This is a genomic window from Ruegeria intermedia (genome assembly GCF_900129345.1).
In the GTDB taxonomy this organism is placed as follows: Bacteria; Pseudomonadota; Alphaproteobacteria; order Rhodobacterales; family Rhodobacteraceae; genus Ruegeria; species Ruegeria intermedia.
On record NZ_FQVK01000003.1, the window covers coordinates 110,062 to 130,223 of the forward strand.

A 20,162-nucleotide genomic window follows, 5' to 3' on the forward strand; every position below is an offset into this window, starting at 1 on the left:
TCCGCGTCAGTGCTTCTCGCGCCGTTCTCGGACTTCGCGCTCGCGCAGGGGGGTCTTGTCGATGGACCGGCTGATCTCGCGCACGCTCCATGGCGTGGGTTTGCGCAGCTTCACCACTCCGTCCTTGTCAACGAAGACCATCGCGAACCCGCGCGGGCGCAGTTGCGTCCGGATCGGGGATCGCGCTGAAGGGTCGGTGTCGGTCAGAACGATGACGTCACGCTCTCGCATCATGTCTTCGCCCTCCTTCAACATCTCGATCTGCTGCTGGAAGCGCGGATCGGCCGGGGTGTCGGCAAACACCACGATGGGCCGGTGGGTCCAGAGAAACTCGCTCAGCTCGCTGTCGCCGGCGGGGCGGATGAAGGCGTCTTCTTCCGTGGCAGCACCATCGGCCGCGAACGCGGCCAACGGCACAAGTGCGGAAAAAACCAAGGTAATCAAGCGTGTCATTGCGTCTCCCGTCACGTTGAATATAGCCTTTGTCCCGGCGAATGCGACCGACGAAATGACTTTGGGCTTCAAAAAAGCATGCCCGGCAGCGCAACGTTCGCGTGATCGTGGCAGGCACCAGTCCAACCGGATGGAGTTGCTCGGCGGCAGGGTGTTGGGATGGAACTGATTCTGCACTGCGGTGCGCATCGATGCGCCACGACGAGTTTCCAGGGGTTCATGGCTGCAAATGCCCAGGCACTGGAGAGCCAGGGGCTTGTGTACTGGGGGCCTGAGCGCACGCAGTCCAATGGTCTCAACAGTCTCGACAAACTGACGCCAAAGATCCGCGCGGGTTTGCACCAGGAACTGGATGCGTACATGCGCCAGGGCGTTCGGCAGGTGCTGATCAGTCAAGAGAACTTTGTCGGTTCCATGGTTCGGAACTTCGCCTACGCATCGCTGTACTCAAATGTACAGGAGCGGGGGCAGCTTCTGGCCCGGGCCTTTGGCGGACGGGTTTCGAAGATTGCGCTGAACATCAGGTCGCTGGACATGTACTGGGCGTCGGCGGCGGACTATTTGCGCACCCGCAAGAACGAATCGACAGAACCCGAACGCTGGCAGCGCATCGCAAACGGCAAGCGGAGTTGGCGCAATGTCATCACGGATCTGGGCCGGGCGTTCCCGGGCATTCCTTTTCTGGTTTTGCCCTTCGAAGAGTTCTGCGGGCAACAGCGCGCCCAGCTTGAGGTTCTGACCGGTCTGACCGTGCCGGACAAGGGCCGGCGCTTTGCGCTCAACGGCACATCCCGGCCGGCCGGGCATGGGCTGAACGCCCAGCAAGCCATGAAGCTGTGCATCGACTATGCCGACGATCTCGACTGGCTGGCCGCGGGCGCCGACGGCCTTGCCGAATTGATAACCCACACGGGGACACATGATCGCGGGACCGCGCCCGCGCAAACAGAATTGGAAAAGAGGATATCGACATGACCGATATGAAGGACTGGCGCGCGCTGGCCGAAAAGGAACTGCGAGGGCGCCCCGTCGAGGATCTGACCAAGACAACGCTGGAAGGGATTGCGGTCAAGCCGCTGTACACGCAGGACGACACCGCCGACCTGCCGCACATGCATTCCCTGCCGGGGTTCGCGCCCTTCACCCGAGGGGTGCGGGCCACGATGTATGCAGGCCGTCCGTGGACCATCCGCCAGTATGCGGGGTTTTCCACGGCCGAGGAATCGAACGCCTTCTACCGCCGCAACCTCGCGGCCGGTCAGCAGGGCGTTTCGGTTGCCTTCGACCTGGCCACGCACCGCGGCTATGACAGCGACCACCCGCGCGTGGTGGGCGATGTGGGCAAGGCCGGGGTGGCCATCGACAGCGTCGAGGACATGAAGATCCTGTTTGACGGCATCCCGCTGGATCAGGTTTCGGTCTCGATGACGATGAACGGCGCGGTGATCCCGATTCTGGCCAATTTCATCGTCACCGGCGAAGAGCAGGGCCACGACAAATCGGTTCTGGCGGGCACCATTCAGAACGACATTCTGAAGGAATTCATGGTGCGCAACACCTATATCTATCCGCCCGAGCCTTCGATGCGGATCATCTCGGACATCATCGAATACACCTCGAACGAGATGCCCAAGTTCAACTCGATCTCGATCTCGGGTTACCACATGCAAGAGGCTGGCGCGAACCTGGTGCAGGAACTGGCCTATACCCTGGCCGACGGGCGCGAATACGTCCGCGCGGCCATCGACGCGGGCATGGACGTGGACAAATTCGCGGGGCGCCTGTCGTTCTTTTTTGCCATCGGCATGGATTTCTTCATGGAGATCGCCAAGCTGCGCGCCGCGCGCACCCTATGGCACCGGGTGATGACCGAGTTCGGGGCCAAGTCGGAGCGCTCGAAAATGCTGCGCACCCATTGCCAGACCTCGGGCGTGTCGCTGCAGGAGCAGGATCCTTACAACAACGTGATCCGCACGGCCTATGAGGCGCTGAGCGCGGTTCTGGGCGGCACCCAGTCGCTGCACACCAACGCGCTGGACGAGGCGATCGCGCTGCCCACCGATTTCTCGGCCCGGATCGCGCGCAACACCCAGCTGATCCTGCAGGAAGAGACAGGCATCACCAACGTGGTCGATCCGCTGGCGGGCTCCTACTACGTTGAAAGCCTGACCAACGAGTTGATCGAAAAGGCCTGGGCCCTGATGGAAGAGGTCGAGGAGATGGGCGGCATGACCAAGGCCGTGGCAAGCGGCATGCCCAAGCTGAGGATCGAGGAAAGCGCCGCGCGCCGCCAGGCCATGATCGACCGAGGCGAAGAGGTGATCGTCGGCGTCAACAAGTACCGCAAGGAAAAGGAAGACCCGATCGAGATCCTCGAGGTCGACAACCAGGCCGTCCGCGAGGCGCAGATCGCCCGGCTGGAACGCATCCGCGCGACCCGGGACGAGGCCGCCTGTCAGGCCGCGCTGGACGAACTGACCCGGCGCGCGAAAGAGGGCGGCAACCTGCTGGAAGCCGCGGTCGAGGCCGCGCGTGCCCGCGCAACCGTAGGAGAGATCAGCATGGCAATGGAAAAGGAATTCGGCCGTCATCGGGCCGAAGTGAAAACGCTGGCTGGTGTCTATGGCGCAGCGTACGAAGGTGATGAGGGCTTTGCCGCCATCCAGAAATCGATCGAGGAATTTGCCGAGGAAGAGGGCCGCCGCCCGCGTCTTCTGGTGGTCAAGATGGGCCAGGACGGTCACGACCGCGGGGCCAAGGTGATCGCCACCGCGTTCGCCGATATCGGTTTCGACGTGGACGTCGGTCCGCTGTTCCAGACCCCGGCCGAGGCCGCGCAGGACGCGATCGACAACGACGTGCATGTGGTCGGTATTTCCAGCCAGGCGGCGGGTCACAAGACACTGGCGCCGCAATTGGTGGAAGAGCTGAAGAAGGCTGGTGCCGAGGACATCATCGTTATCTGCGGTGGTGTCATCCCCCAGCAGGATTATCAGTTCCTGTATGATCATGGGGTCAAGGCGATATTCGGGCCGGGGACCAACATTCCCGAGGCGGCGCAGGACATTCTGCGCCTGATCCGCGAGGCGCGCCGCTGAACTGGGACTTGGGGGGCTGTCTGCCCCCTCTGCACGAAGCCTGCGGCTTCGTGCATTCACCCCCGAGGATATTTGGGGCCAGATGAAGTGTCGGGGTCTGGCGGTTCGTGGTATCGAGTGGGGATGAGGTCAGGGCTGGAAGGTGGAGGCTCGGTCATGGAACTGGATCATCTTGCGGTGGCCGCCGCGACGCTGGAAGAGGCCGTGGCCCATGTGGAGCAAGCGCTGGGCGTGAAGATGGCGCCGGGCGGCAAGCACGCGGCGTTCGGTACGCACAACTATCTGCTTGGATTGGACGAAGGCCTTTATCTTGAGGCGATTGCGACAGACCCGCAAGCCCCCGATCCCGGGCGGCCGCGTTGGTTTGATCTGGATCGGTTCGCAGGGCCGCCCAAGCTGAGCAACTGGATCTGTCGGGTTTCCGATTTGTTGGCCGATCTGGATGCGTTTCCGGTTGATGTGGGGCAGGTCCATGACCTTGAACGGGGCGCCTTGCGGTGGAAGATGGCCGTTCCAGAATCGGGCCGGTTGCCTTTTGACAATCTGTTTCCGGCGCTGATCCAGTGGCAGGGCGATCTGCATCCGGCGGGGATGCTGCAAGCCAGCGGGTGCCGTCTTCGACGGTTGGTCGTCTTTCACCCCGACGCGCTGACGATGGCGCGGTTGCTGGGCCAGATGGATCGGGTTGTTTTCGACACGGGGCCGGCTGCGTTGCGGGCCGAGTTCGATACGCCCCATGGTGTGCGGGTTCTGGAATGATCATCCGACCGGCGCGGACCCGTGACGCGGTGGAAATCGCGGGGATCTTCAATCGGGTGGTTCGGGATACCTTGGTGACCTTTACGACCCAAGAGCGCAGCCCCGCCAGTATTGCCGAGGACATCGCCGCGCGAGGGCCCGCGTTCCAGGTTGCCGAATGGCAGAACCGGGTGGTCGGGTTTGCCACTTATGGTCAGTTTCGCACCGGTCCCGGCTATGACGCCACGCGCGAACATACGATCATGTTGGACCCGCAGGCGCAGGGGCAGGGGGGCGGCCGAAGATTGATGGAGGCCTTGGAACAGGTCGCGCGGGCGGACGGGGCTCATGTTCTGGTTGCCGGGATCTCGGCCGAGAATCCCGCGGCGGTTTCCTTTCATTCGGCTTTGGGGTTCACGCAGGTCGGGCGTATGCCCGAGGTGGGGTACAAATGGGGCCGATGGCTGGATCTTGTTCTTATGCAGAAAATTCTTGGTCCGGAATGATTGGTCGCACCTGACAGTCCGGTTCGGGCGCGCTAGGGTGCGCCCATGTCGATCTGGTCCCGCATCTCCGAGGCGCTGAGCGCGCTGGCCAAGGGCGAAAGCCTGGCAACGGTTTTCGAAAGGCTGCGCACGCCGCTCGAAAAGTCCGTGGCCTTCGCCATCGCGGTGATCGCGCTGGGGGCGAAGATGGCCAAGGCCGACGGGCAAGTGACCCGCGACGAAGTCGCGGCCTTTCGCGAGGTATTCCGCATTCCGCCCGAAGAGGAGGCAGGCGCCGCCCGCGTCTTCAACCTGGCCCGTCAGGACGTGGCCGGTTATCAGGAATATGCCCGCAAGATCGCGCGGATGTTCTCCGAGGACAGCACGACCCTGTGCGACCTGATGGAAGGGTTGTTCCATATCGCCATGGCCGACGGGTTCTATCACCCCAACGAAAACCGGTTTCTCGAGGATGTGGCCCGGATCTTCGGTCAGTCCGAGGCGCAGTTCAAGGCACTGCGCGCCCGGTTCGTGCCCGATGCGCCCAAGGATCCCTATACGATTCTGGGGGTCACCCCGGACACGCCCTTGCCCGAGATCCGCAAGGTCTGGCGCAAGCTGGTGCGGGACACCCATCCCGACGCCATGATGGCGCGCGGGGTGCCCGAAGAAGCGATTCGTCTGGCCGAAAAGAAGATGATCGACATCAACCGCGCCTGGGACGAAATCAACGGCGCGCGGGCCTGAGGCAATGCGGCTGGCGACCTACAACATCGAATGGTTCGCCAAACTGTTCGACCGCGACGACAAGCTGGTCGTCGATGACAGCTGGTCGGGGCGGCGCAACGTCACCAAGGCACAGCAGGTCGAGGCCATCGCGACGGTTTTGACGGCGATCGACGCGGATGCCATGCTGATCGTCGAGGCGCCCAATACCGGCAGCAGCCAGAACACCGTGCGCGCCCTGCAGGAATTTGCCGAGGTGTTCGACCTGCGCATCTCGCGGGCGGTGATGGGTTTCCCGAATGACACCCATCAGGAACTGGCCCTGATGTACGATCCAGACAAGCTGAGCGCCCGCCACGACCCGATCGGAGACCGCGAGACCGACGGGTTTGCCGGCGACGCGCCTCGGTTCGACGGTGAATTCCGCATCGACCTGGACATCGACGCGACCGAGGACATCGTCCGGTTTTCGAAACCGCCGGTGGAACTGGCTGTCAAGACGGCGGGCGGGTTCGAGTTTCGGATGATCGGCGCGCATCTGAAATCCAAGGCGCCGCATGGGGCGGACACGGCTGAGCAGGCGATGCGGATTTCGATTGCCAATCGTCGCAAGCAGTTGGCCCAGGCGGTGTGGCTGTCGCATCGCGTCCGGGCGCATCTGGCCGCGCATGAACCGGTAATTCTGCTGGGTGATCTGAATGATGGGCCCGGGCTGGACGAGTTCGAAAACCTGTTCGGGCGATCCTCGGTCGAGATTCTGTTGCAGACCGGTCTGTACGACCCCCACGCGGCCCAGGCCTGCCGGCGCCGGCCGGGGTGGATTCCGTCGACCGCCCGCTTTCCGCGGCCCGAAGAGGGCCAATATCTTGAGGCGCTGCTGGACTACATCATGGTCAGCCCCGATCTGAAGGCACGCGGTCCGGTCTGGCGCATCTGGCATCCGATGCGGGACGAGCATTGCTGGAGCGTTCCCGAATTGCGCGACGCCCTGGTCACCGCGTCCGACCATCTTCCGGTCACTCTGGATATCGACCTCTAGCCCTTTCAACCTGATCGTCCGCCCCTTATCTTTGACGCATGAAGCATCTTGTTCTGACCGTTTCGCTTGCGCTGGCTGCCCTGCCTGCCGCCGCGCAGGAGCCGCAAGGCAAATCCCTGATGGAGCAGGGGGCCGAATTGTTTTTTGAGGGGTTGCGCCAGGAACTGGAGCCGGCGCTGGAGGATCTGCGCGACCTGGCCGACCAGTTCGGCCCGGCGATGCAGTCCTTCCTGCAGGAAATGGGCCCGGCGCTGGCCGAACTGGCGGCACAGGTTCAGGATTGGAGCGCCTATGAAGCGCCCGAGATGCTGCCCAATGGCGACATCATCATCCGCAAGAAGCCCCAGCCGTCTGTGCCGGACAGTCCCGCACCCAAGGCCGAGGAAGACCGACCCGAGGGCGAAGACGTCACGGATATCTGACCGCCCGGGTCATTTCTGGATGATGACGCGCGGTTCGGATTTCAACGCATCGGCCAGCGAGTTGAACCGCGCCTCGGCGACCTCGTTGAACAGCGGGCTGAGCGAACCGGGCAGATACAGTTCAAGCTCGCGTTTCTTTGGGTAGAACCGCAGCTTGCCGATGGCCGCGTCATTCTGCATCCACAGCATTGCCCCGAACCGCATGGCCTTGCCCAGGATTTCGGCCTGTTTCTGGTCTTTCTCGTCCAGCAGGTCATAGAGAGGTGCGAACCGGTTGCCGTGGCGTTTGTTGCGGTATCTGTGCTGCAAGGCCAGGCCGATGAACACACGTTCCGAATGTTTCAGCCCGCCAAGATTGGCGCGGGTCACGTTGTCAAAGCAGACCTCGGCCCGATAATCGGGGTGCGCGCGCCAACTGACGTCATGCAGCAGACAGGCGGCTTTGACCAACCGGATCCGGGATTCCGGCGCCGAACGAAACAGCGGCATCACGAAATCGAACAGGTGGCGGCCGAACCCCGGGAGTCGGGCGTCCTTCTGTTCGGAAAACCGGCAGGCCTCGATCAGCGGGTCCCGGTCGCGCAGGATCTGGGGCATCTGTTCATACAGCAGCCCTTCGCGGATGCCATAGCTGGATATGGCGATATCCTTGGGTTTGAAGGTGCGGATCAGGCGCGACAGCACATCCATCGCATAGGGAACCAGCGCCATGCGCGAGGCCGACACCCCGGCCCGCGACCGCAGCTTTTCGGCATCGTTTCTTTCGATGAACTTGATCGTCTCGCGGACCTGCTTGGTGGTCATGCGGTATTCGTGCAGCACGTTCAGCGGATAGCCGCGGCGCAGCATGTCCAGTCGCGCAAAGGCCCGCCAACTGCCCCCCACCAGGAACAGCCGGTCGCGCTGCGGCCCCAGCTTGTCGCGCAGTGCTTCCATGGTTTCCTTGATATGTGCCTTGCGTGCCCGCCGCCCGCCCTTGATCTCGCGCAGCTTCAGCGGCCCCAGGGGCGAGGTCACGCAGCGCCCGACCGAGTTGCCGCCGATCTCGGCCAGTTCCATCGAGGCGCCGCCGATGTCGCAGATCAGCCCGTAGGCGCCGGGCCAGCCCAGCAGGACGCCCTGGGCGGACAGCCGGGCCTCTTCCTCGCCGTCGATGACCGACACGTGCAGCCCGGTCTCGGCCCGGACCTGGTCGCAGAATTCGGGGCCGTCCTTTGCCTCGCGCACGGCGGCGGTGGCCACCACATGAAGACCGGGCAGGTTCAGATCGCGCGACAGGTGTTCGAACCGGCGCAGGGCGGCCAGCGCACGTTCGCGCCCGCGCGGGTTCAAACGCCCGGTTTCCGCAAGTCCGGCGCCCAGTTCGCACATCACCTTTTCGTTGTAGAAATAGGCCGGAGAGCGCGCCGCGCCGTCAAAGATCACCATCCGAACCGAGTTCGACCCGACATCGACCACCCCGACCCGCGAAAGGTCGCGAATCCCCGGGTCGTCGAACAATGGTCTTCCGAATGATCCCCAATCCGGAATCGTGGCTGTGATCTGTTCCATGCCCTTCCCCAGGCCCCTTTCTGCGCAGGATGCGAAATCAGACCCAAGCGGTCAATCGCCGGTGACGGTTTCGTCGACGTCCTTGTTCAACACGCGGACGGCTAGCGCCCGTGTGATCTCGCGCTTTTCCATCAGGGCGACGTGATCCAATTGGGCCACGACCTCGGCGGCGGTCTCGAACCGGCGGTCCATGTGCTTGACCAGATAGGCGATCACCTCGGGGCCGGGGTTCAGTTGACGGTCCACGAACAGCTTGGCCAGAACCGCGCACAGCAGTGCATCGTCGGGCGGGTCCAGGGCCACGTGATGCGCGCCCTCGACCCGGCTTTGCAGATCGGCCAGCGGCAGTTCCCAGAACTTGGGCGCCAACCGTCCGGTCATCAGCAGCGCGTGCCCCTCTGCCAGCACGAGGTTGTGCAGGTGAAACAAGGTTTTCTGCTGTTCGATGTCGCCCGCGATCATCGGCACGTCCTCAACCGCGACCGGTGCCTGCGCCAGGGCGGGCACCAAATCGTGGCGCAGGTCTGCCGCTGACACGATCCGCCCACCGGTTTCCGCCGCCCAGACATGGGCCAGATGGGTCTTGCCGGACCCGGCCGGGCCGGACAGGACCAGCTTGTTGCCTGGCCATGAATTGGCCGAGATCATCGCCACCGCCAGCGCATTGGCGGGTGACACAAAGAAATCCTCGCGCCCCAGCGCGGTCTTGGCTGGAAGATCGAAACTCAGTTGTCTGGCCATTTACTCGCTTTCCCGGTCCAGCTCGTCGTGCCCCCGGTAGAGGCGGCCTGCCAGATATTGCGAAGTGGCGAAACGTGCAAGCACGCCCAGCGATGCTGCGACCGGAACCGCGATCAGCATGCCGACGAATCCGAACAGCGAGCCGAAGACCGACAGGGCCAGCAGCAGCCACACCGGATGCAGCCCGACCGAACTTCCCACCAGCTTGGGGGTCAGGAAGTTGCCCTCGACCACCTGGCCGACGGCGAAGATCCCGGCCACCAGCCCGATCGAGGCCCAGTCGCCCCAAAACTGGAACAGCGCCAGGCCGATGGCCAGCGTTCCGCCGATCAGTGCGCCCAGATAGGGGATGAAGGTGACCAGCCCCGCGATGAAGCCCACGATCAGGCCGAACTGCAGGCCGACGATCATCAGTGCCACCGCATAGTAGGTGCCCAGGATCAGGCAGACCGAGCCCATTCCGCGCACGAACGAGGCCAGCACCGCGTCGATGTCCGAGGCCAGACGGCGGATGGTCGGCGCATGGTCACGGGGCAGCAGTTCATTGATGCGGGCAATCATGTGATCCCAGTCCAGCAGCAGATACACCGCCACCACGGGCACGATCACCAACAACAGCACCACGTTTACCGCCGAACCCACCGAGGAGACGACCGTTTCGAGAATGTCGCCGGACTTGGCCTTGAGGGTTTCGCTCAGCGACATCAGGAATTGATGTGTGTTCGATTTACTGTCCAGAAGCGCTGGAAACCGCTGTTCGACGAAGGTGCGCAGTTGCTGGAAAAGGGTGGGCAGGGTTTCGACCAGATCGGCCAGCTGCGTGATCAGCGCCGGAACCACCATCAGGACCATCAGAAGAAAGGTCAGCACTCCGACGATCGTGATCGTCGCGGTCGCCGCGACGCGCGACAGGCCAAGTCGTTCCAGCCGGTCGGCCACGGGGTCGAGGAAATAGGCGATCGCGCCGCCGATGACGAAAGGCAGCAGGACATCTCCCAGCAGCCAAAGCACCAACACGAAAACGGCCGCGGCCACGCCCCAATATTTCAACTGGTCCCGAACGGGCAACGCCATCGTGGTCTCCTGTCTGCAGGCCTGTGGTTGTTCTTGGACGATGCAACCCGGTGATGCAAGCGCTTCATGAGTCTGGATTTTCGCGTGGCGGCCAAGCGTGCCCCGGTTTCCACGTGGTTTGATCAAAGGCACGGCCGCCCGGCCACGAACCGGCGAATGGGTCATTGTCCGATTGCCCCCGGCGGGGCTTTGGCATAATCACGTGTCCGTGGAATTCTCACCTGCAAGGTAAAAACATGCGCCTCAGCCGTTATTTTCTGCCCGTTCTCAAAGAGAACCCTGCCGAAGCCCAGATCGTCAGCCACCGGCTGATGCTGCGCGCCGGGATGATCAAGCAAGCCGCCGCCGGGATCTATTCGTGGTTGCCGCTTGGCTTCAAGGTGCTGCGCAAGCTGGAAAACATCGTGCACGAGGAACAGATCCGCGCAGGGCACATCCCGATCCAGATGCCGATCCTGCAATCGGCCGATCTGTGGCGCGAATCCGGGCGTTATGATGATTACGGTCAAGAAATGCTGCGCATGAAGGACCGCCACGGTCGCGACATGCTGTATACCCCCACCGCCGAGGAACTGGTCACCGACATTTTCCGCGGGCACGTCAGCAGCTACAAGGATCTGCCGCTGACGCTCTACCAGATCCAGTGGAAGTTCCGCGACGAGATCCGCCCGCGTTTCGGCGTGATGCGGGGGCGCGAATTCTACATGAAGGACGGCTACAATTTCGACCTGACCAAAGAGGACGCGTTGCACGCCTACAACCGCCATTTGGTCAGCTATCTGCGCACGTATGAGCGCATGGGCCTGCAGGCGATCCCGATGCGCGCCGACAGCGGCCCGATCGGCGGCGACGACACGCATGAATTCCTTGTGCTGGCCGATACCGGCGAGTCCGAGGTGTTCTATGACAGCGCGGTCACTGATATCCGTCTGGGTCAGCGCGACATCGACTATGACGACAAGGCCCAGTGCCAGGCGATCATGGAGGAGTTCACCTCGCTCTACGCACGCACCGACGAAACCCACGACGAAGCCCTGTTCCAACAGGTGCCCGAGGAACGCCGCCGCAGCGCGCGTGGCATCGAAGTGGGTCAGATCTTCTATTTCGGCACCAAGTATTCCGAGCCGATGGGCGCCACCGTGCAAGGCCCCGACGGCAAGCAGGTTCCGGTGCACATGGGCAGCCACGGCATCGGCGTCAGCCGCCTGATCGGCGCGATTATCGAGGCCAGCCACGACGACAAGGGCATCATCTGGCCCGAGGGTGTGACCCCGTTCCACTGCGGCATCGTCAACCTGAAACAGGGCGATGACGAGGCCGACGCGGCCTGCGAGAAGATCTACGAGGCGCTGACCGCGCTGGGGCTCGAGCCGCTCTATGACGACCGCAACGAGCGGGCAGGGGGCAAATTCGCCACGATGGACCTGATCGGCCTGCCCTGGCGTATCACCGTCGGCCCGCGCGGGTTGAAGAACGGGGTGGTCGAGCTGACCAGCCGCCGCACCGGCGAAAGCGAAGAGCTGAGCCCCGAAGCCGCCGTAACCCGCATTGCCGAGATCTATGAGCGCACCGCCTGAAACCGGTGGCGCGCCACTGATCTCGGTGATCACGGCGACCTGGAACCTGCTGTCGCAGGGGCGTCAGGACACATTTCGCCGCGTCATCGAATGCATGGCGCGGCAGAACTGCGACCGTTCCGAGCACATCATTCAGGACGGAGCATCGACGGACGGGACGGTCGAATTCATTCAGGATTTGATCGCTGACGCGCCGCGCACGCGGCTGATCAGTGAACCGGACCAAGGCCTGTACGACGCGATGAATCGCGGCGTCGAAGCCGCACGCGGCGAATACGTCCTGTTCCTCAATTCCGACGACTCGTTGGCCGCGGACGATGTTCTGAACCGGGCGGCCGAGCGATTGACCGCGACCCGCCCCGACTATCTTTTTGGGTCAACCCTGCACCGGTCCGCTGACGGTGGCGAAAAGATGGAAAAACGGATGTCGGTCAAAGCCATCCTTCAGCGGATGCCGTTTTGCCATAACTCTGTTTTCCTGCGGCGCGACGTTTTTCTGCAGTTGGGTGGCCATGACACCCAGTTTCGCATCGCCGCAGACTACGACCTGATGCTGCGGCTGGTTGCCGGTGGTTATCGCGGCGAAAGGATGGATGATCCTATTTCGCTGTTCTGGGACCGCGGAGAGACCAGCGACCAGCAAGCAACAGGACAGGACTATGCCCGTGTCTGGCAAAAGTACTTTGCTGACTACCGCGTCGCCCGGAACTTCGGCCTCGAAGAATTTGCAGAATTCTACCGCCGTGGCCACATGCCCGTCAGACTACTGATCGAGGTACTGAAACGTCCGGACACGCCGGCGCCGATCCGCAAGGCGGCACGGCACAGTCTGGCAAAATCTCTTCGCCGGTCCGTTCAGTTCTGGCGGCGCTTCTAGGAGCCGTCGGCAGACGGGCGCGCGCGAAGAAGCTCGCCATCGGCGCTGTCCCCTCGAGCGACAACCACCGGACGCCCGAGGCGCCGGACCAAATCCAACAGTTCGATATCCAGAAACCGCAATCCACAAAGTCGCGCACCGGTTGCCAGGTCCATGAGGCACATACGCCCGCTCTGGAATGCCAGGCGATATCCTTTTTCTCGAAGGCTGTCGGCAAGACCTGCCCAGGTGACCGCACTGGCAAACAGCGGGCGGATCACGGCACGCAGCAACGCTGCGGTTTCGCAATCCATGTTCTGAGATGTGACCATCAAGGTTGGCGCGGCAACCTTTTCAATTTCCTTTTCAAAATTCATGAGCGACCCCCGCCCTTCAAATAATGTTCCCCCAATGAAAGCGTGCCAAAATTTCATCAAATAGGCAAAATACGAAACAATATTGCCATGAAAGCGTTGCAATTCTGGATCAGTAGCAAGGCATGGCCTGGTATTGAATTGATATGCGAAACAATGAAGCCCAGTCTGTGACCAGCTTCACAACCAGCGGTTTAGAGTGCCCTTTCAAATCACCCAATGCCGGCCCATAGGGCGTTCGACTGATTCCCCAGCGGCCGAAAAACCCGGTTTGGCGGCGGCCCAAGAAGCTGCTACAGCGCGCCAAACGAACTGAAAGGGCGACCGGACCGTGCTGAACTTTGTCACGATTGTGTATTCCAAAGATTACCCCCTGCTCGAGTTGCAGGCGCGATCCTTCGCGCGTTTTGTGGATCCGGAACAAGTTGCGTCCATTCATGTGGTTCTGAACGACGTGGACGAGGCCGGGTTGCGGGCGCGGCTGGCCCCAATCTTGCCTGCCTACGGAGCGCTTCAGTCCAAGGTTCGGATCGTCGGGGGTGACGAGTTGTTGCTGGGGCCTGACAGGTCCTCACGGCGTTCGTTGGCCGACCGAGTGTTGATAGAAGGGCGTCACCGGATCCCCTTCGTCCGCAAGGGGGGGTGGCGTGGCAACAACGGTTACCGCACCCAGCAGGTGCTGAAACTAGGCGCCGCGCGCATTGCCGAGTCCGAGCAGATGGTCATACTGGACACCAAGAACCTTTTCCTGCGGTCTTTCGACAGGGCCGAGTTCTTTTCCGAGGGCGGCGCGGCCAGACTCCCATTCATACCGGTCCGCAGCGAATATCACCGAAACTGGCTGCTTGAGAGCCTGAACGCCCTGCAGGTCAAGGCTCCCGATCTGGATACACTGAAGACCACGACTTTTTCAACACCCTTCCCGGTGCGCAGGTCATTGGTATTGGGGTTGCTGGACGAGATCAACGAACGCTTCGGTTCGGTGCAGTCACTCTTCGGGTCGCGCCGGAGACCCTCGGAATTCATGCTGCTGAATGCGTTTTGCCTCCGCGCTGATCCGACCCTTCGCCCATGGTTCGAGGACGCACCCAGCACCGCATTGGGGCTGTGGCCGACCTATTCGCAGCAGAAAATGAAGGACCTGATCGCGCGGATCGACGATCCCGAATTGCTGAGCCTCGGCCTGCACAATCGGGCGGTTTCCATGCTGACCGCTGACACCCGAGATCGCTTGTTCAAGGCCATCGCACGGCGAGGGATCAGCGATCGTGCGACCACCCAGTCGGTGTTGGATGCAACTTCGGCTCTGGCTGGTTGAACGGGCGCGCAATTTCGGAACCGGGTTGACCATCCAACCAAATGTCTGAAATGTCCCCCGACAGATTTGCCGGAGCGAAAATGGCCAGAACACCCCCTCCTTTCGCCGCCTTCGAATGGATGATCGCGTGGCGCTATTTGCGTGCCCGTCGTGCCGAGGGCGGCGTGAGCGTGATGACCTGGATCTCGTTGATCGGAATCACGCTGGCCGTGTTCGCCCTGATCGCGACGTTGGCGGTCCGCTCGGGGTTCCGGTCCGAATTCGTGGGGACCATCCTTGGCGCCAATGCGCATGTCACGGTGTATTCCGCCGGCAACATCGACGCGCAGGGCCGGGTGGACCGCACCATCTCCGACTATGACGCCATGGCCGAACGCATCGCGCAGGTGCCGGGCGTTCAACGCGCCGCGCCGCTGGTCAAGGGGCAGGTCCTGATCACAAACCGCGACCGCAGCAGCGGCGCCGAGGTGTTCGGCATCCGCCTCGATGATCTGCTCAGCCTGCCCGGAATTGCTGAAAGCGATCAAGCCTATGGCGATCTGTCCCGGTTCGAGGAAGGAATCGCCATCGGTTCGGGCGTGGCCCGCGCCATTGGCGCCACGGTTGGGGATCGGGTCAAGCTGACCTCGCCCAACGGGGTCAAGACCGCCTTTGGCACATCGCCCCGCGTGAATGCCTATGAGGTCGTCTATGTGTTTTCGGCCGGGCGCTATGATATTGACCGCACCCGCGTCTACATGCCGTTTTCCGAAGCGCAGAGCTTTTTCAACCGCGAAGGCGTCGCCGACGAGATCGAAGTGATGGTCGACCGCCCCGAGGACCTGAACCCGATTCTGATCCCGATCCTCGAGGCGGCGGGCGAGCGGGTACAGATCTGGACTTGGCTGGACGCGTCGGGTGGTTTCCTGCGCGCGCTGGAAGTCGAGGACAACGTGATGTTCATCATCCTGTCGATCCTCGTGCTGATCGCGGCGATGAACATCGTGTCGGGGCTGATCATGCTGGTCAAGAACAAGGGCCGCGACATCGGCATCCTGCGCACCATCGGGCTGAGCGAAGGCTCGGTGCTGCGGGTGTTCTTCATCTGTGGCGCCTTCACCGGGATCATCGGCACCGCGATGGGCGTCATCCTGGGCTGCCTGTTCGCGCTCTATATCGACCCGATCTTCTCCTTCGTGAACTACGTGATGGGCGGCGGTGTCTGGGATCCGGCGATCCGCGGCATCTATGCCCTGCCGGCCGAGCTGCACCTGTCGGACGTGCTCAAGGCGGTTGGGCTGTCGCTGGGCCTGTCCTTCTTCGTCACCTATTTCCCGGCCCGCCGCGCGGCGCGGCTGAACCCTGTCGAGGCGCTGCGCTATGAATGATGTCACCTTGCGTCTGACCGGCCTGACCAAGACCTATCTGAAAGGCACGCCCGCCGAGGTGCAGGTGCTGCGCGGTGCCGATCTGGAACTGCGCGCGGGTGAGGCGGTGGCGCTTGTGGCGCCCTCGGGGGCGGGCAAATCCACGCTGCTGCATATCGCGGGCCTGCTGGATACGCCGGATTCCGGGACGGTCGAAATCGGCGGGCAGGACGCGACCGGCAAGGGCGACCGCACCCGCACCGCGATGCGGCGGCGCGATGTGGGCTTTGTATACCAGTTCCACCACCTGTTGCCGGAATTCACGGCGTTGGAAAACGTCGTGCTTCCGCAATTGGCCAACGGCGTGTCCGACCGAGCAGCCAAGGCCCGCGCAATGGATCTGCTGGGCCGTGTCGGTGTCGCCGAACGAGCCGACCACCGCCCGGCGGCCCTGTCGGGGGGCGAGCAGCAGCGGGTGGCCTTCTGCCGGGCCCTGGCGAATGAACCGCGTGTCCTGCTGGCGGACGAGCCGACGGGAAACCTGGACCCGGAGACCTCGGATCAGGTTTTTGCCGCGCTGATGGATCTGGTGCGCGAGTCCGGCCTGTCGGCGTTGATCGCGACGCACAACCTTGACCTGGCGGCACGGATGGACCGGATGCTGCGGCTGGACGGGGGTGTGCTCAGGCCAGTTGAGTGATCGCCACGCCCACGGCCATCACCGCGATCCCGCCGGCGCGCATCAGGGTCAGCGGGGTGACCTGCGCACCGAACAGGCCAAAGTGGTCGATGGCCGCGGTGCTGATCAACTGGCCCAACAGCACGAAGAACACCGCGTTGCCCACACCGAAATGCGGCGCGACATGGGTGATCGACAGGACATAGAAGGCAATCAGAACCCCGGCCAGCATCAGGTGCTTTGGTGTGTGCGCCAACTTGGCCATGGCCTGCGTGCCCGGCCCCAGCAGCATCACCAGTGCCGAGGCGGCAAAGGCCACGGCAAACAGGATCACCGCCGCCACGGTCGGCGACCCGATCAACTTGCCCAGGGCCGCGTTCAGCGCCGCAAGGATGGGCACGCCGATCCCGGCGGCCAGCATGATGGCTGCGTATTGTGTCATTGCCCGGTCCTTGTCGCCTGTTTCGTTGATCTGGATCATTGCGGCTTGCACCGGTCCGGGCAACCCTGCAAATGCCGGACTGGATGGAGGAACGCGATGAAACTGCTGGTATTTGCAACGCTGGCCCTGCTGGCCGCCCCGGGCGCTTGGGCGCAGGACGCCGAAGCGGGTGAAGAGCTGTACCTGCATCACTGCGCCACCTGTCACGGGCTGGATGCAACCGGCCACGGCCCGATGGCCGGCGTGCTGATCATTCAACCCTCGGATCTGACGGCGCTGAGTGGTGAAGATGGCGTTTTCCCCACCGAACGGGTGGTCAAACGCATCGACGGGCGCGATCCGCTGGTCAGCCATGGCAGTCCGATGCCGGTCTATGGCCCCTATTTCGAAGGGCAGGATACGGCGATCAAGGCGCCGACAGGCCAGCCGATCCTGACCAGCAAGCCCATTGCCGACCTCGTGGCCTATCTGAAGACCCTGCAGGGCGGATGACCCTCAGCGGCAGATGCCCTGAACCTTTGCGCCACTCCAGGGAAGGACCACGTCGCTTTCGCGCCGGCCGCCGGGCAGGGCGGCGAGGTCGAGATACTTGCTCAACATTTCGTGCAGGCGTTTGGTGCGCGGCGCGTCAGGCTCCAGCGCGCGGCAGCAGACATATTCCTCGACGATGGCCCCCTGCTGCTCGAAACCGTAGTCCAGAAAGTCCGCCGAGTTGTCCAGGTCGAACAGGTACGGGTCCTTGCGTCCGCCATGCTCGGCTGCGGCGCGCAGGGGGTGATAGCCCGTCACCGCCCGGTTCTGCCACTGCCAGACATGGGTCAGTTCATGCGCCAGCAGCATCGCGGCCACCAGGTTGATCCGCTCGGGATAGCTGGCCATGTAGTCCCTTAGATACCAGTCCCGCGTGAAATACACCCGGTTGAACAGGGCCACGGCCGCGGGCTTGCCGGTGACGGTCTCGGTCTTGATGGGGGGCAGGATGCGTTCGCGGCAGGCCAGCCGAGGGCGGGCCTTGCGTTCATAGGTGATGGCGGCCACCGGTGCGCCCCGGACCAGCCGCACCCGATCCAGGTCCAGCGTGTCGCCCTGCACCTGTGCGGCAAAGGCCTTTTCCCGCTCGGTCAGCGGACGACCGCAGGACAGGAGCGTCAGCGCGACGAGGATCAGAGCCAGCCGGATCATGGCTCAAGCCTAGCCCGGCAGGACAGGGCCGCAAGCGGTTTTCACAGGCTCATGGCCAGAACCCGGCTGATTTCCGTCAGCGACCGGCCCGATTGATCCATCCAGGTGTTGAACGCCTGCTGTACGGCCGCCATCGCCTTTTTCGAGGTGGCGGGCTTGTCGATCACCCCTTCGGCGATCAGGCGGGCGGTGACGTCGCGCGACAGAATGAAGCTGTCGCGCCCGGCGAACCGCATCGCGTATTGGGCCGAGGCCCCGCCCAGCCGAGACCCGCGCCGGGCCAGCATGTCGAGCAATCCGACATAGTCGGTCGAAGGCCAGCCGCCCAGAACCTTGCCCGCGCCGCCCTCGGCGCGCAGGTCCAGCAGAAAGGCGGCGTTGTCGCGCACCGTGGCGATCTTGGTTCCGTTGCGGACGATTCGCTTGTCCTGCAGCAGAGCGTCGAATTTCTCGTCATCCATGAAGGCGCAGCGCCCCACGTCGAACCCATCGAAGGCGGCTTCGAACCCATCCCACTTGGCCTCGATGACCTTCCAGTTGAACCCGGCCTGAAAGATGCATTTGGTCAGGATCGACAACCAGCGGTCATCGGGCATCCGGGCCAGTTCGTCCGTGGATTTGGGGCGGGTCAGCTTCTGTTCGAGCGCGTCTATCCCGCCGTGCCGATCAGCCGCCAGGCCATAGATTTCGTCGAAATGGTGCATGTGCTGATCCTCCGGCCTGAATGTTGCCTTTTTGTTCCTATTTGTGCAACCCCAGCCCAAAGAGAGCGGATGTTCAAACGGGCAGAATCCCGAAAAAACCGGCAATTTTTCACGTTCGGCGAAAGAAATGCTCGACAAATGACGGGAATCGGGTTTGTGATTGACTGGTCAATCAAAAAACTGCCGCGCCGAAACCGGATGTGTGCGGTCGGGTCTTGGTGTTCGGACCGGAACGAAGGGGAGGCGGGACCGGCAAATGTTTCCAGCCAGTCCAAGTGTTCACTTTTCTTTTCCGGCCAAATTTGTGCATGTTGCGACATGGTCATGTCACCAGGCATGTCTGCCGGCAGGACAATCCTGCCGGGGTGGGCAAAACAAGGAAGACAGGGAGCAAATCCATGAAAAAACTCAGTGTTAGTCTGCTGGCGGTGGTTGCCGCAGGCGCGGTTCACGCGGCCGAGATGGGCGCGGTGGACGAGCCGATCAAGCTGGCCATCAACGAATGGACCGGCCAGCACGTGACCACGCATGTCGCGGGCGAGATGCTCGAGGCCGCCGGTTACAAGGTCGAATACGTGACCGCCGGCATGATGAATCAGTTCCAGGCGCTGGCCGATGGCGACATCGACGCGACGCTGGAAATCTGGTCGTCGAACGTGTCGGACGAATACGCCAAGAAGATCGCTGAGGGCACCGTGGTCGAGATCGGCGACCTGGGCCTGGATGCCAAGGAAGGCATCGCCTATCCGGCGCATGTGGCCGACCTGTGCCCGGGCCTGCCCGCGTGGGAGGCGCTGAAGGACTGTGCGCAGGTCTTCGCCACCGCTGAAACCCTGCCGATGGGTCGTCTGGTCGACTACCCGGCCGACTGGGGCACCCCGGGTGCCGATCGCATGGCCGGTCTGGACCTGCCGTTCAAGGCCGTGCCCGCCGGGTCCGAAGGGGCCTTGATCGCCGAGCTTCGCGCCTCGACCGAGCGCAAGTCGCCGCTGCTGATCACCTTCTGGCAGCCGCATTGGGCGATGTCGGCCTATGACGTGAAATTCGTCGATCTGCCGCCGGGCGAAGAGGCCTGTTTCACCGACCCGGCCTGGGGCCCGAACCCCAATGCCGTCAATGACTGCGACTTTGCGCCCTCGCGCATCTTCAAGGCCGCTTGGAGCGGCATGGCCGACAAATGGCCGGCGGCCTATGAGATCCTGTCGAACTATCAACTGAGCGTCGAGGATCAACAGCCGATGATGGGCGCGATCGATGTTGACGGCGGCAAGGTCGAAGAGGTCGTGGCCGACTGGATGGCCCAGAACGAAGACAAATGGCGTCCGGTCGTGGACGCGGCAACCAAGTGAGCCGCCTA

23 protein-coding genes are annotated in these 20,162 nt (G+C 63.0%); 14 read left to right on the forward strand and 9 right to left on the reverse strand.

Translation table 11 applies throughout. From position 1 onward, the window contains the following. Positions 1-6 precede the first annotated feature (6 nt). Positions 7-453, reverse strand: a complete 447-nt coding sequence (locus F3H26_RS03445) for a DUF4174 domain-containing protein (protein WP_149774679.1) — start codon at positions 451-453, stop codon at positions 7-9. 159 nt (positions 454-612) lie between these two features. Here F3H26_RS03445 and F3H26_RS03450 point away from each other — a divergent pair, with 159 nt between their 5' ends. The 7 genes from F3H26_RS03450 (at position 613) to F3H26_RS03480 (ending at position 6,961) form a co-directional block, all read left to right on the forward strand. Then, positions 613-1,428 carry a hypothetical protein gene (locus F3H26_RS03450; protein ID WP_149774680.1) on the forward strand — a complete coding sequence of 272 codons (816 nt, stop codon included), beginning with the start codon at positions 613-615 and terminating at the stop codon, positions 1,426-1,428. Continuing rightward, positions 1,425-3,551 (forward strand): methylmalonyl-CoA mutase, encoded by a 2,127-nt coding sequence (gene scpA / locus F3H26_RS03455; protein ID WP_149774681.1) that lies wholly within the window; start codon positions 1,425-1,427, stop codon positions 3,549-3,551. The genes F3H26_RS03450 and scpA overlap by 4 nt, the downstream gene beginning before the upstream one ends. A 156-nt stretch (positions 3,552-3,707) precedes the next feature. Then, a complete protein-coding gene (locus tag F3H26_RS03460) occupies positions 3,708-4,310 on the forward strand; it encodes a VOC family protein (RefSeq protein WP_149774682.1) in 603 nt (200 codons plus the stop codon). After that, the gene (locus F3H26_RS03465) at positions 4,307-4,795 is read left to right on the forward strand and encodes a GNAT family N-acetyltransferase (protein WP_149774683.1); all 489 of its coding nucleotides are present in this window, start codon (positions 4,307-4,309) and stop codon (positions 4,793-4,795) included. Before F3H26_RS03460 ends, F3H26_RS03465 begins: the two co-directional genes overlap by 4 nt. Before the next feature lie 45 nt (positions 4,796-4,840). Next, on the forward strand, positions 4,841-5,521 hold the full coding sequence (locus F3H26_RS03470) for a molecular chaperone DjiA (protein WP_149774684.1): 681 nt from the start codon (positions 4,841-4,843) through the stop codon (positions 5,519-5,521). A gap of 4 nt (positions 5,522-5,525) precedes the next feature. Further along, entirely contained in the window at positions 5,526-6,539 is a 1,014-nt protein-coding gene (locus F3H26_RS03475; RefSeq protein WP_149774685.1) for an endonuclease/exonuclease/phosphatase family protein, read from the forward strand. A gap of 38 nt (positions 6,540-6,577) precedes the next feature. Then, positions 6,578-6,961, forward strand: coding sequence for a hypothetical protein (locus tag F3H26_RS03480; RefSeq protein ID WP_149774686.1), 384 nt, complete (start codon positions 6,578-6,580; stop codon positions 6,959-6,961). 9 nt (positions 6,962-6,970) lie between these two features. On the opposite strand, the gene F3H26_RS03485 is transcribed toward F3H26_RS03480, so the two are convergent. Genes F3H26_RS03485 through F3H26_RS03495 form a run of 3 tightly spaced genes read right to left on the reverse strand, consistent with a single transcriptional unit; the run spans position 6,971 to position 10,327 of the window. Then, complete coding sequence (locus F3H26_RS03485) at positions 6,971-8,512, reverse strand: Ppx/GppA family phosphatase (protein ID WP_149774687.1); 1,542 nt, start codon at positions 8,510-8,512, stop codon at positions 6,971-6,973. A 51-nt stretch (positions 8,513-8,563) separates the two neighbouring features. Continuing rightward, a complete protein-coding gene (locus F3H26_RS03490; RefSeq protein ID WP_149774688.1) occupies positions 8,564-9,253 on the reverse strand; it encodes an HdaA/DnaA family protein in 690 nt (229 codons plus the stop codon). Continuing rightward, complete coding sequence (locus tag F3H26_RS03495; RefSeq protein ID WP_149774689.1) at positions 9,254-10,327, reverse strand: AI-2E family transporter; 1,074 nt, start codon at positions 10,325-10,327, stop codon at positions 9,254-9,256. It abuts the gene before it with no gap. A 236-nt stretch (positions 10,328-10,563) separates the two neighbouring features. On the opposite strand from F3H26_RS03495, the gene proS reads away from it, so the two are divergent. Both proS and F3H26_RS03505 read left to right on the forward strand, forming a co-directional pair. After that, positions 10,564-11,904, forward strand: a complete 1,341-nt coding sequence (gene proS, locus F3H26_RS03500) for a proline--tRNA ligase (RefSeq protein WP_149774690.1) — start codon at positions 10,564-10,566, stop codon at positions 11,902-11,904. After that, a complete protein-coding gene (locus tag F3H26_RS03505) occupies positions 11,888-12,781 on the forward strand; it encodes a glycosyltransferase family 2 protein (protein WP_149774691.1) in 894 nt (297 codons plus the stop codon). The genes proS and F3H26_RS03505 overlap by 17 nt, the downstream gene beginning before the upstream one ends. Here F3H26_RS03505 and F3H26_RS03510 read toward each other — a convergent pair. Then, on the reverse strand, positions 12,778-13,239 hold the full coding sequence (locus F3H26_RS03510) for a hypothetical protein (RefSeq protein ID WP_223162419.1): 462 nt from the start codon (positions 13,237-13,239) through the stop codon (positions 12,778-12,780). The two genes, F3H26_RS03505 and F3H26_RS03510, sit on opposite strands and share 4 nt — an antisense overlap. A gap of 247 nt (positions 13,240-13,486) precedes the next feature. Here F3H26_RS03510 and F3H26_RS03515 point away from each other — a divergent pair, with 247 nt between their 5' ends. The 3 genes from F3H26_RS03515 (at position 13,487) to F3H26_RS03525 (ending at position 16,498) form a co-directional block, all read left to right on the forward strand. Continuing rightward, the gene (locus F3H26_RS03515) at positions 13,487-14,452 is read left to right on the forward strand and encodes a DUF6492 family protein (protein WP_188127678.1); all 966 of its coding nucleotides are present in this window, start codon (positions 13,487-13,489) and stop codon (positions 14,450-14,452) included. Positions 14,453-14,532: 80 nt separating this feature from the next. Then, positions 14,533-15,819: a lipoprotein-releasing ABC transporter permease subunit gene (locus tag F3H26_RS03520; RefSeq protein ID WP_149774693.1), complete on the forward strand. Its 1,287-nt coding sequence runs from the start codon at positions 14,533-14,535 to the stop codon at positions 15,817-15,819. Beyond that, positions 15,812-16,498: an ABC transporter ATP-binding protein gene (locus F3H26_RS03525; RefSeq protein ID WP_149774694.1), complete on the forward strand. Its 687-nt coding sequence runs from the start codon at positions 15,812-15,814 to the stop codon at positions 16,496-16,498. Before F3H26_RS03520 ends, F3H26_RS03525 begins: the two co-directional genes overlap by 8 nt. Here F3H26_RS03525 and F3H26_RS03530 read toward each other — a convergent pair. After that, positions 16,482-16,919, reverse strand: coding sequence for a DMT family transporter (locus F3H26_RS03530; protein ID WP_149774695.1), 438 nt, complete (start codon positions 16,917-16,919; stop codon positions 16,482-16,484). The genes F3H26_RS03525 and F3H26_RS03530 overlap by 17 nt on opposite strands. 96 nt (positions 16,920-17,015) lie before the next feature. Here F3H26_RS03530 and F3H26_RS03535 point away from each other — a divergent pair, with 96 nt between their 5' ends. After that, entirely contained in the window at positions 17,016-17,411 is a 396-nt protein-coding gene (locus F3H26_RS03535; protein WP_149774696.1) for a c-type cytochrome, read from the forward strand. 3 nt (positions 17,412-17,414) lie between these two features. Here F3H26_RS03535 and F3H26_RS03540 read toward each other — a convergent pair whose 3' ends face one another. The 3 genes from F3H26_RS03540 to F3H26_RS19355 are packed head-to-tail and all read right to left on the reverse strand — an operon-like array spanning position 17,415 to position 19,143. After that, positions 17,415-18,101 carry a hypothetical protein gene (locus F3H26_RS03540; RefSeq protein WP_149774697.1) on the reverse strand — a complete coding sequence of 229 codons (687 nt, stop codon included), beginning with the start codon at positions 18,099-18,101 and terminating at the stop codon, positions 17,415-17,417. Positions 18,102-18,142: 41 nt separating this feature from the next. After that, entirely contained in the window at positions 18,143-18,805 is a 663-nt protein-coding gene (locus F3H26_RS03545) for a DNA-3-methyladenine glycosylase I (protein ID WP_149774698.1), read from the reverse strand. After that, positions 18,751-19,143: a hypothetical protein gene (locus F3H26_RS19355; protein WP_188127679.1), complete on the reverse strand. Its 393-nt coding sequence runs from the start codon at positions 19,141-19,143 to the stop codon at positions 18,751-18,753. The genes F3H26_RS03545 and F3H26_RS19355 overlap by 55 nt, the downstream gene beginning before the upstream one ends. A 60-nt stretch (positions 19,144-19,203) precedes the next feature. Between F3H26_RS19355 and F3H26_RS03550 the strand changes: the two genes are divergently transcribed. Continuing rightward, the gene (locus tag F3H26_RS03550; RefSeq protein WP_149774699.1) at positions 19,204-20,154 is read left to right on the forward strand and encodes an ABC transporter substrate-binding protein; all 951 of its coding nucleotides are present in this window, start codon (positions 19,204-19,206) and stop codon (positions 20,152-20,154) included. The last annotated feature ends 8 nt before the right edge of the window (positions 20,155-20,162 follow it).